A 10,632-nucleotide genomic window follows, 5' to 3' on the forward strand; every position below is an offset into this window, starting at 1 on the left:
CACGCTCGACTTCTCACTCACGCCATCGACACGACCGCCCGCATCGCGGCATGAGAGTGCACCCCGCGGCTAGCCAGTTGTCGGGATCGCCCGACTCACGGATCCAGAAGGCGCTACCGAGGCGGGTCACAGCTCGCCGCGGTACCAGGCGTCGACCTCGGCTTTGAGTGCATTCTCGTCGGGTATTGCCGGTCGGGCCTGACCGATCCAGCGGAGCAGATCCCGCGCGAGCTGAGCCAGGTCTTCCGGCTGCGCGGTTGTCTGAACGATGAAGTGTGTGACTATCGGTCCGGTGAGGGGATCGTCCGCATCGCAGCGTGCGCAGAGGACGAACTTGCTGACGACCGGGACCTGGTTTCCGGATGTGTTCGTCCAGGTATTGGGGAGGTGCAGGACGGCGAGGACGTTATCGGTGCCACATCGGTGGCACGGCCAGTCTTGGGTCATGGACGACCGATCGCGTCCGCGCCGAGCAGCGCCTTGATGTCACCGTAGAAGGCCGGCCCTGGAGTGACCTGGAAGCGCTTGAGGTTCAACATCATGCTTTTGGCGCCGTGTCGGTGCAGGCGTAGGTGCACGGGGGTCCGGCCGGAATGGGCGGCCAGGATGTGTTTGAGTTCTCGGATGAGCTTCGGGTTCACTCGGGTTGCGTGGATAGAGATAACCAGGTGCGGTTCGGTGTCCGCCTGGGAGACGTTGAGGAGGGTGACCTCTTCGCCGTAGATGCTCGTCGTTTCGTCGCGTACGTTGATTCGGCCTCGGACGGAGATGACGCGGTCCTGGGCTAGTGCGTCGCCGTACTGGTTGTAGGTCTTGGGGAAGATCAGGCACTCCACGGCCGCGTCGTGGTCTTCGAGGGTGACGATCGCCCACGGATTGCCCTGCTTGGTGACCTTGCGTTGCAGGCCGGAGATGATGCCGCTGACCCGGGTCGCCCGGTCCGGCCGCCCGGTGCTGAGCAGGTCGGCGATGGTGGTATCGCGGTTGGCGTCCAGTACGTGTTCGGCGCCGTCGAGCGGGTGGCTGGAGACGTACAGGCCGAGCATCTCGCGTTCGAAGGCGAGGAGGGCGGCCTTGTCCCACTCTCCCTGCGGGATCGCGATCGAGAAGGCGCCGCAGTGGCCCGGCTCGCCGAACAGCGAGTCTTGGCCGTGGGCCTCGTTGCGCTTGACCTCGATGATCGCGTCGACGGCCTGCTCGTGCACGGCGACCAGGGCTTTGCGGTGGTGGCCCAGGCCGTCGAACGCGCCGGCCTTGGCCAGTGATTCGATGACGCGCTTGTTGCAGACGATGGCTGGGACCTTGGCGAGGAAGTCGTTGAAATCGGTGTAGGGGCCTTCGGTCTCTCGAGTGGTGACGATGGCGTCCACGACGCCGGCTCCGACGTTGCGTACGGCGCCCAGGCCGAAGCGGATGTCGGAGCCCACGGCGGTGAAGTCCAGCTGGCTGGCGTTGACGTCGGGCGGCAGCACGTTGATAGCCAGCCGTCGGCAGTCCGACAGGTAGACGGCCATCTTGTCCTTGTCGTCGCGGACCGAGGTGAGCAGCGCGGCGAGGTACTCCTGGGGGTGGTTGGCCTTGAGGTACGCGGTCCAGTAGGAGACCAGGCCGTACCCCGCGGTGTGCGACTTGTTGAACCCGTAGCCGCTGAACGGGACCAGTACGTCCCAGACCGCCTTGATCGCCTCGTCGGAAAAGCCGCGCGTGCGCATCCCGGCCGAGAAGCGGTCCCATTCGGCGTCCAGGACCTCCTTCTTCTTCTTGCCCATCGCGCGCCGTAGCAGGTCGGCGGCGCCCAGGGAGTACCCGGCGAGCTGCTGCGCGATGGCCATGACCTGCTCCTGGAAGATGACCAGGTGGTAGGTGTCACCGAGGATGGGCTCGAGCACCTCCTTGAGTTCCGGGTGGATCGGTTCGACCGACTGCTTGCCGGTCTTGCGCAGGGCGTAGTTGGTGTGGGCGTTCATCTCCATCGGGCCGGGCCGGTACAGCGCGTTCACCGCGGCGATGTCCGTGAACGTGGTGGGCTGCATGAGCTTCAGCAGGACCCGCATACCGCCGCTGTCCAACTGGAAGACTCCGAGCGTGTCACCGCGCGCCAGCAGCTCGTAGGTCTTGGCGTCGTCTAGCGGGGCGTCGAGGATATCGATGTCGATGCCCTTGTTGGCGCGGATGTTAGCGATCGCGTCGCCGATGACGGTAAGGTTTCGCAGGCCGAGGAAGTCCATCTTCAACAGGCCCATGTCTTCAGCTTGGGTGAAGGGGAAGCCGGTGATGACCGGGCCGTCGGCCTTCGGTTTGACCAGCGGGATCACGTCGATCAGGGGCTGGCTGGAGAGGATCACGCCGGCGGCGTGGATGCCGGTGCCCCGAGTGAGGCCCTCCAGGCCAACCGCGGTGTCGATCACCCGTTTGACGTCCGGGTCCTGCTCGTACATCTGGCGCAGCTCGGCCGCCTCGCCGTGGCGGGGATGCCCGGTGTCGTGGATGGCGGCCAGCGGGATCTCCTTGCCGCCATCCGCCGCGGGAAAGGCCTTGGTGATGCGGTCCCCCAGGGCGTACGGCAGACCTAGCACCCGGGACGCGTCCTTGACGGCGGCCTTCGCCTTGATGGTATTGAAGGTCACGATCTGGCAGACCCGGTCCTCGCCGTACTTGCGGGTGACGTAGTCGATCATCTCGTCGCGCCGCTGGTCGTCGAAGTCGAGATCGACGTCGGGCATGGTGACGCGCTCGGGGTTGAGGAAGCGTTCGAAGATCAGCTTGTGTTCGATCGGGTCGAGCTGGGTGATTCCGGTGCAGTAGGCGACGATCGACCCGGTGGCCGAGCCGCGGCCGGGGCCCAGGCCGATGCCGTGCTCGCGGGCGTATCGGCAGATGTCGGCGACCACCAGGAAGTAGCCGGGAAAGCCCATGGCGTCGATGACCGACAGCTCGTAGTCGATGCGGCCCAGCACCTCCCGCGGCGGGTGCTCGCCGTAACGCCGGCGCGCCCCCTGCAGGGTCTCCTTGCGCAGCCAGCTGGACTCGCTCTCGCCCTCTGGGACGGGAAAGCGAGGGGTCAGGTCCCGGTGGGCGAACACCTCTCCGTAGTCGCCGATGCGCTCGGCGATCAGTAGCGTGTTGTCGCAGGCACCGGGTACCTCGCCGTCCCATAGTGCGCGCATCTCTTCGGCGGACTTGAGGTAGTAGCCGTTGCCGCTGAACCGGAAACGGTCGGCGTCTGCGAGCCGTTTGCCGGTGCCGACGCACAGCAGCGCGTCGTGCGCCCGGGCCTGGCTTTCAATGACGTAGTGCGAGTCGTTGGTGGCCAGCGGTGGCAGGTCGAGTTGCTTGCCGAGCTTGAGCAGCTCTTCGCGTACCCGGCGCTCGATGGGGAGGCCGTGGTCCATCAACTCCAGGAAGTAGTTGTCCTTGCCGAAGATGTCGCGGTACCGCGCGGCGGCCTTGACGGCCTGGTCGTACTGGCCGAGGCGCAGCCTGGTCTGCACCTCACCGGACGGGCAGCCGGTGGTGGCGATGATGCCCCGGCCGTGCTCGGCGAGCAGGTCGTGGTCCATGCGCGGGTACTTCTGGACGTGGCCTTCCAACCAGGCCCGGGACTGGAGGCGGAACAGGTTGCGCAAGCCCTGGGCGTCGGCTGCCCACATCGTCATGTGCGTGTACAGGCCCCGCCCGGCGACGTCGCCGCCCTCGCCGGTCTCTTCGTTGGACCGGCGCAATGCGAGGTTGTCGCTGTAGTACACCGGCTGCCGATGATGCCGCGAGGTGGGCGCGACGTATGCCTCGATGCCGATGATCGGTTTGATCCCTGCCTTGCGGGCCGTCTGATAGAACTCGTACGCCCCGTGCACGTTGCCGTGGTCACTCATCGCCACGGCCGGCATCCCCTGCCGGGACACCTCCTCCATCAGCAGACCCACCTTGGCGGCCCCGTCGAGCATGCTGTACTCCGTGTGCACATGGAGATGCACGAAGGATCCCACCAGCAACCACACCTCCTGGTTGTAGGATTCGCTGCGCCGAGTATTCGACCGGAAAGCAGGCGCGATTGTCCAACAGCCGACACGCCGATAGCTCACAACCTGTGGTTGTGGACAAGGTTGCTGCGGATCTTGATGTCGGCGCGGTCCGTGCCTTCGTCGCGGTCACCGAAAACCGGTACTTCAGCGAGGCCGCCGCCGGGCTGAGCATCAGTCAGCAGGCCGTCTCCAAGCGCATCGCCATGCTAGAGAAGGACCTCGGCGTGGCGCTGTTCATCCGCACTGCTCGAGGCGCCCAGCTCACCGTCGACGGGCGGGCGTTTCTTCCGCATGCCCGCGAGCTTCTCCGAGTAGAAGCACGTGCCGTTGCCTCTGTGCGTCCCGGACGCCGCGCGCTGCGCGTCGACGTGCTCAATCCGCGGATCGGACCCGCAGCGCTCCTGCGCGATTTCCACCGGGCGCACCCTGACACCGAGCTCGATGTCGTGACTCTCGTGGACTCCGACGTCGACGCGGCTATCGCCGCCATCAGATCCGGAGCAATCGACGCCTCATTCCGGGCTGTCACCGCACCCGAACAGCAACTCCGGGAGGGCGTCACGGCAGCGCGAGTTTTGGACGATCCCCACCAACTGCTTACCGGACCGACCCACCAACTCGCCGCCGCCCGCGCGGTCACGCCCGCCGACCTCGCCGGACACCGAATCTGGATACCCGGCATCGTTCCCGGAACCGAGTGGGCTGCCTACTACGACGATCTCGCTGCCACGTTCGGGCTCACCATCGAGCGAGTCGGCCCCAACTTCGGCACCGACCACCTCTTGGACATGCTGGCGGACTCCTCGACCCTGGCCAGCCTCGTCGGTGAGCAGACCCGCCTGCTCTGGCCAGCCCACTACGACCTACGGCGCATCCCACTCCGCCAACCGACGCCTGTCTACCCGCACTCGCTGATCTGCCACCGCGACAATCCACACCCTGGACTTGCCGCGCTCCGCAGCTACATCCGCTCCATACAGCGCCAGCACGATGACGCAGGGACTTGGGTACCGAAATGGGCAATGCCGCATGCGTCGCCGTGAGAACTACGACCGCATCAACCAGCCCAGACACGCAAGGCCGTTCGACAGCGAAGAACGCCAGCGCGACATCGAATATCGCCTTGGCAACCCAAAGCCGAATCACGGGCGTGACCAGCGATCCGTTCGTCGACAGTTCAGGATGCCCGCTCCACTCAGAAGCCAGCTACCGACCGTGAACGCTGCGATCATTCAGCAGGCACGGAGGTCGGCAGGGGAGCAGATTCCGGTCGGAGGGCCGAGGCGGCCGGTCCGAGCGACTTCACACTGGCGGTCGTAGGGCTGCAGCGAACCGTCGATCGCTATCGCAAGACCGAGGCTAGGGTCACGCGTCATCATATGGCGAGGCGCAAATGCAATAAGCGTATCAGCGGTCGGACGGGGGTGGTCGGCGGGGACGTGGATGGGGAAGCAACGTCTGCGGTAAGCGTCACCTTCCGCAACGTGACGAAGGTGCCTCCGTAGGGGTATGACTCACGTTCATATGATCAGTCGCAGTGCACTCAGCCCGAGCACACGGGGGCCGTTGATCAGGTGCACGCTCATCGACAGATGCGTGCAGTATCGAGGGGCCATCGGCCGGGACTGGGCGCGCGGCACGCGTGTCGTCGACCAGTCGGGGCCGGCAGCATGCGCCGGGTGGGGCCGGGTCCGGGGGTGCGTGCTGGATCTCAGCGGCGCCCGTAGCTGGCGCGCAGGTCGGCGTTGGAACAGTCGGCGCACTTGAGCGGGGAGCCATTCGGCGTGTGCGCCGTGTCCGGGCCGAACCATTGGTCAATCCGCCAGCGGGGACCCGGGGAAGTCGTCGGCCGTCACCTGCTCGCCGCAGGTGTGGCAGGTCGGGCCGGCGGCGGGAGGACGGTGCGCACGTCGGCGGCGGCCAGAGTGTGCCGGTGCGACCAGGTGGCCAGCAGGGCGCGCGCGTCGCGGCGGGTCGAGCAGTATCAGGCGGCGAGCGCGGCCAGCGCTGCGCGCGGCCGGGGAGAGCGGGTCGGGCATCGGGGCAAACCCCAAGGCCAAGATCCGCGACGCGGGCATCCCGTACCGGGTGCCGCGCGACGCGGACCTGCCGGACCGGTTGCCGGCGGTGCTGGCCGTGGTCTACCTGATCTTCAATGAGGGGTACGCCGCCAGTTCGGGCCAGCGGCTGGTCCGCGCCGAGCTCTGCGCCGAGGCGATCCGGCTGGGCCGGTTGCTGGCCAGGCTGATGCCGGACGAGCCGGAGGCGCTCGGGCTGCTCGCGTTGATGCTGCTCAGCGAGGCGCGGCGGGCCGCGCGGACCGGACCGGACGGCGCCCTGGTGCCGCTGGGCGAGCAGGATCGCAGCCGGTGGGACCGCGCCCTGATCGTCACAGGGCAGGCCCTCGTACGCCGCTGCCTGCGGCGGCACCGCCCCGGCCCGTACCAGATCCAGGCGGCGATCAACGCCGTGCACAGCGACACGCCGACGGCGGCCGACACCGACTGGGCCCAGATCCTCGCCCTGTACGACCAGCTCCTGGCGCACACGCCCGGGCCGGTCGTGGCGCTGCACCGGGCGGTCGCGCTGGCCGAGCTGGCCGGTCCGGCCGCCGCGCTGGCCCAGGTGGACGCGTTGGACCTGGCCGGCTACCACCTCTTCCACGCGGTCCGGGCCGATCTGCTGCGCCGCCTCGACCGGTCCGCCGAGGCCGTCATCGCCTACGACGCGGCGATCGCCCGCACCGACAACGACGCCGCGCGGGCGCACCTGCGCCGCTCCCGGGCGCTGCTGGCCGGTCACACCTGACGCGCCCGCCGTCGGTTGACGTGCTCGTCGTCGGTTGACGCGCCTGCCGCGGTCGCTTGTCACGCCCGCCGTGGGTGACGCGTCTGTCGTGGTCGCGGGTCGCGCTCCGGCGAACGGCCGGGCAGATCCGGCCCGACCGGTGATCTTGCCGGGCCTTCGGCTCCGTACCGTGGCGGGCATGACCATCGCCGCACCGCTGCGAGGGGTGCTCAGCCGGTCGGGCGTGCCCGGTCTGAGCTGCCGCGGTTCCGCCCACACGATCCGGTCCGCCCGGTTGCGACTGTCCGTGGCCCGGGTACGCGACGTCATCGAGTTCAGTGCCGCGGAGGACGAGGTGATGCGGCAGCGGCACGGCTTCTCGTACGCGGCGTGGGTCCAGGCCCTGGCCGGTCTCGACCCCGACGCGCTGCTCTGGACCCCGGACCTCGCCATGTTCGTGGCCCGGACGCGGGACACGGGGCGGCTGGTGGCGGACCTCAGCCTGTACACGCGGCCCGGACGACAGGTGCACGTCGGCGGCTCGGTCGTCGCCGGGGCCCGTGGCCGGGGCTACGGGCGCGAGGCGCTGGAACTGGCCTGCGTCGTCGCGCACCGCCACCTCGGGCTGCGCTACCTCGGCGCGGCCTGCGAGGCCGACAACGTGGCGAGTGGACGCTGGCTGATGTCCGCCGGGTTCGTCCGGATCAGCGGCGCCCCGACCCACGTCCTGCCCGACGGCCGGGAGGTCGAGTCGCTCTGGTGGCTGCACGAGGATCCGCGAGCCCGGCGGCGGTGCCGCAGCCCGTACGCCCCCGTGCCGGCCCGGTGACCGCCGCGCTGACCACGGCAGCGGTCACCGCGACGGCTGTGCATCCGACGGCTCGGCGGGCGACGGCTCGGCGGGCGACGGCTCGCCGTCCGGCGGTCAGCCGGCCTCCGGCGGGGGCACGGTGATGGACCGCTTGAGGATCTTGCCGGTGGGCCCCTTCGGCAGGGCCGGCACGATCCACACCTGACGCGGGTACTTGTACGCCGCGAGCTGCCCCTTCACGTGCTCCCGCAGTTCCTCCGGCGTGGCGGAGGCGCCGGGACGCAGCGCGACCACCGCCACCACCTCCTCGCCGAGCGTCGGGTGCGGGGTGCCCAGCACCGCCGCCTCGGCGACGGCCGGATGCTCGTAGAGCACCTCCTCGACCTCGCGCGGGTACACGTTGAACCCGCCGCGGATCACCAGATCCTTGGTCCGGTCGACGATCCGGTAGTAGCCGTCCTCGTCCCGGGTGCCCAGGTCGCCGGTGCGGAACCAGCCGTCGACGATCGCCTCCGCGGTCGCCTCCGGCCGCCGCCAGTATCCCTTCATGACGTTGTGCCCGCGGATGACGATCTCGCCGACCTCGCCGGTCGTCACCGGCTTGCCGTCGGCGGTGCGGACGTCCATCTCCACGCCCTCGATCGGGGTGCCGATGGTGCCCGGCTTGCGCGGCCGGTCCGGGTGGTTGAACGAGGCGACCGGCGAGGTCTCGGAAAGGCCGTAGCCCTCCAGGATCACGCAGCCGAACTTCGCCTCGAACCGGCGGAGCAGCTCCACCGGCAGCGCCGCCCCGCCGGAGACGCAGGTCCGCAGCGCCGACAGGTCCGGCTCGCCGTCGGCGGCGGCCAGCAGCGCCGCGTACATGGTCGGCACCCCGGCGAAGACGGTGGCCCGCTCGCGGATCAGGATCTCCAGCGCCTGCGCGGCGTCGAAGCGGGGCAGCAGGACCAGGCCCGCCCCGGCGGCGACCGCGCAGTTCAGCGCGACGGTCTGGCCGAACGAGTGGAAGAGCGGCAAGGCGCCGAACACCGTGTCGTCCGGGCCCAGTTCGAGGAGGGTGGTCACGGTGACCTCGACGTTGCGCCGCAGGTTGTCGTGGGTCAGCTCGGCACCCTTCGGCTGCCCCGTCGTGCCGGAGGTGTAGAGGATGACGGCGGTGTCGTCGCCGGCCCGCTCGACGATCTCGGTCACCGGCTCGTACGCCGCCAGCAGCGCGGCGAACCCGTCGGGCGTCACCACCGTGCTCACCCCGTCGGCCCGGTCGACGCCGGCCTGTTCGGTGGCGTGCCAGGCGAGGATGCCACGCGCCCCGGAGTCGTCCAGGAAGTAGTCGACCTCCCGCGGCCTGAGCAGCGGGTTCATCGGCACGACCACCGCGCCGGCGCGCAGGATGCCGTAGTAGCCGACCGCGAACTCGGGCACGTTCGGCAGCATCAGCGCCACCCGGTCGCCCGGTGCCACCCCGTGTGCCCGCAGGTACCCGGCGCACCGGGCGGAGGCGTCGTCCAGTTCGGCGTAGCTGACCGTGCGATCACCCAGCGTGAGCGCCGGCCGCCGCGGCGTACGCGCGGCCGAGTCGACCAGGATCGAGGCGAGGTTCGTCATCAGAATTGCGGCGTGGAAACCCGGCCGTTCAGAGCCGGGAGGAAACGCCGCTTCCTCCCTTCGAGGATTGTCTTACGTGGACGGTAGATCGTGGGGGGTGGGTGAAGCGGGCGTACAGGTACCGCTTCTATCCGTCTCCTGAGCAGGCTGGGCAGTTGAGCCGCACTTTCGGGTGTGCGTGTGGTGTACAACCGGGCGTTGGAGAATCCCGGCCCCTCCAGGGCCAGGAGGATGTCAACAGGATCGTGTAGTGGTTGGTACCTCACCTGCTAGGAAGGCGACAACCCCACCGAGCGCATCCTCGCAATCCTGCGCCAGTACGTCCGCGCCGCTCACAGGCGCAACGAGGAGCCATCGGCCGGGATCATCGACTCCCAGAGCGCCAACGGCGCTGTTACCGTGCCGCGAAGCAGGACGCTACCCGGGCGGCTGCTCGTGCAGCCTCTACGGCAATCCGTCCGGCCCGGATGCCAGCTCCCAGAGCTGGGACTTCTTCCTCGCATACCCGCGGCGCTGAGGTCGCCTCGCGGCCGGGCCGCGACGGTGCAGCCGCGTCACGCGCATCCGCCCGGCGGCCGGAAGACAGGTCGCGGAAATACCCGATTTGTAAGACGTGATTTGTAGTTCCGTAGCAGGTACAGTGGCTCGGTGCAGAACGGAGTGCAGGCCCAGGTGCCGGTGCTGTACGTCGCGGACGCCGACGCCACGCGGCGGTTCTACGAAGCCTTCGGCTACTCCGAGCTGCGCACCGGCGGCGACGGGGAGTCCCGCTGGTCGTACCTGCAGTGCGGGGAGCTGACCCTGCTGGTGGCCGCGGTGACCCCGCGCCTGGTCACCGTCGAGCTGCCCCTGCTCATCTACCTCTACGTGGACGACCTCACCGCCACGATCGAACGCCTCACGGCCGCCGGGTACGCCGTCGAGCGGACCGGCTATCCGGAGCACGCCCCTGGCGGGGAGTGCCGCACCACCGACCCCGACGGCAACGTCGTCGTGTTCGGGCAGCGCCGGGCCGTACCCGAGCAGGCCCGCAGCCCGGAGGACGGCAAGGAGGCCCGGTTCTCGCTGATCCGCGAGGCCGCCAAGCGGGTCAGCCGGCGCGGCGGCGCACCGGCCCGGTGCCAGATCGGCGGCCCGCGGGGCGAGGCCTGCCCCGAACCGGCCGAGGTGAAACTCGCCGACTCGTGGGGCGACACCGTGTGGGGCTGCCTCGCCCACGCCGACGAGACCCTGCTCAGCGCGCGCGGGGCGTTCCTGGCCACCCAGGACGGGCTGGGGCTCAGGGCGTTCCTGCGTACCCGGCAGGCCGCTCCGAAAGCCCGGACCGGGACCGCCCGGCGTCAGCGCCGCTCGTCCTGACCCGACTCCGGCCCGGCCCCCGGTACCGGTTGTGCGCCACCACGATTC

Annotated in this window: 7 protein-coding genes and 1 pseudogene; 5 read left to right on the forward strand and 3 right to left on the reverse strand. The window is 69.3% G+C overall.

From position 1 onward, the window contains the following. Nucleotides 1–126 precede the first annotated feature (126 nt). Together ABZ570_RS32330 and dnaE are read right to left on the reverse strand one after the other, a co-directional pair. Nucleotides 127–447: a DUF6300 family protein gene (locus ABZ570_RS32330; RefSeq protein ID WP_358071712.1), complete on the reverse strand. Its 321-nt coding sequence runs from the start codon at nucleotides 445–447 to the stop codon at nucleotides 127–129. Next, on the reverse strand, nucleotides 444–3,989 hold the full coding sequence (gene dnaE, locus ABZ570_RS32335; protein ID WP_358071724.1) for a DNA polymerase III subunit alpha: 3,546 nt from the start codon (nucleotides 3,987–3,989) through the stop codon (nucleotides 444–446). The genes ABZ570_RS32330 and dnaE overlap by 4 nt, the downstream gene beginning before the upstream one ends. A gap of 104 nt (nucleotides 3,990–4,093) precedes the next feature. Between dnaE and ABZ570_RS32340 the strand changes: the two genes are divergently transcribed. The 3 genes and pseudogenes from ABZ570_RS32340 (at nucleotide 4,094) to ABZ570_RS32350 (ending at nucleotide 7,638) form a co-directional block, all read left to right on the forward strand. Then, nucleotides 4,094–5,065: a LysR family transcriptional regulator gene (locus ABZ570_RS32340; RefSeq protein WP_358071714.1), complete on the forward strand. Its 972-nt coding sequence runs from the start codon at nucleotides 4,094–4,096 to the stop codon at nucleotides 5,063–5,065. 1,009 nt (nucleotides 5,066–6,074) lie between these two features. Next, nucleotides 6,075–6,830, forward strand: a pseudogene (locus ABZ570_RS32345) (DUF6596 domain-containing protein); the annotation flags it as partial. Nucleotides 6,831–7,008: 178 nt separating this feature from the next. After that, on the forward strand, nucleotides 7,009–7,638 hold the full coding sequence (locus ABZ570_RS32350) for a GNAT family N-acetyltransferase (protein ID WP_358071716.1): 630 nt from the start codon (nucleotides 7,009–7,011) through the stop codon (nucleotides 7,636–7,638). A 96-nt stretch (nucleotides 7,639–7,734) separates the two neighbouring features. On the opposite strand, the gene ABZ570_RS32355 is transcribed toward ABZ570_RS32350, so the two are convergent. After that, complete coding sequence (locus tag ABZ570_RS32355) at nucleotides 7,735–9,225, reverse strand: long-chain fatty acid--CoA ligase (RefSeq protein WP_358071718.1); 1,491 nt, start codon at nucleotides 9,223–9,225, stop codon at nucleotides 7,735–7,737. A 101-nt stretch (nucleotides 9,226–9,326) separates the two neighbouring features. Between ABZ570_RS32355 and ABZ570_RS32360 the strand changes: the two genes are divergently transcribed. Further along, nucleotides 9,327–9,476 (forward strand): helix-turn-helix domain-containing protein, encoded by a 150-nt coding sequence (locus ABZ570_RS32360; protein WP_358071720.1) that lies wholly within the window; start codon nucleotides 9,327–9,329, stop codon nucleotides 9,474–9,476. 397 nt (nucleotides 9,477–9,873) lie between these two features. Next, nucleotides 9,874–10,584 carry a VOC family protein gene (locus tag ABZ570_RS32365; RefSeq protein WP_358071722.1) on the forward strand — a complete coding sequence of 237 codons (711 nt, stop codon included), beginning with the start codon at nucleotides 9,874–9,876 and terminating at the stop codon, nucleotides 10,582–10,584. Nucleotides 10,585–10,632: the final 48 nt, after the last annotated feature.

This window comes from Micromonospora sp. NPDC007271 (assembly GCF_040634005.1).
In the GTDB taxonomy this organism is placed as follows: Bacteria; Actinomycetota; Actinomycetes; order Mycobacteriales; family Micromonosporaceae; genus Micromonospora.

Excerpts from the sequence above, each read along its gene's own strand:
- ABZ570_RS32330 (WP_358071712.1), bottom strand. The coding sequence starts at position 447 with ATGACCCAAGACTGGCCGTGCCACCGATGTGGCACCGATAACGTCCTC.
- ABZ570_RS32350 (WP_358071716.1), top strand. The coding sequence starts at position 7,009 with ATGACCATCGCCGCACCGCTGCGAGGGGTGCTCAGCCGGTCGGGCGTG.
- ABZ570_RS32355 (WP_358071718.1), bottom strand. The coding sequence starts at position 9,225 with ATGACGAACCTCGCCTCGATCCTGGTCGACTCGGCCGCGCGTACGCCG.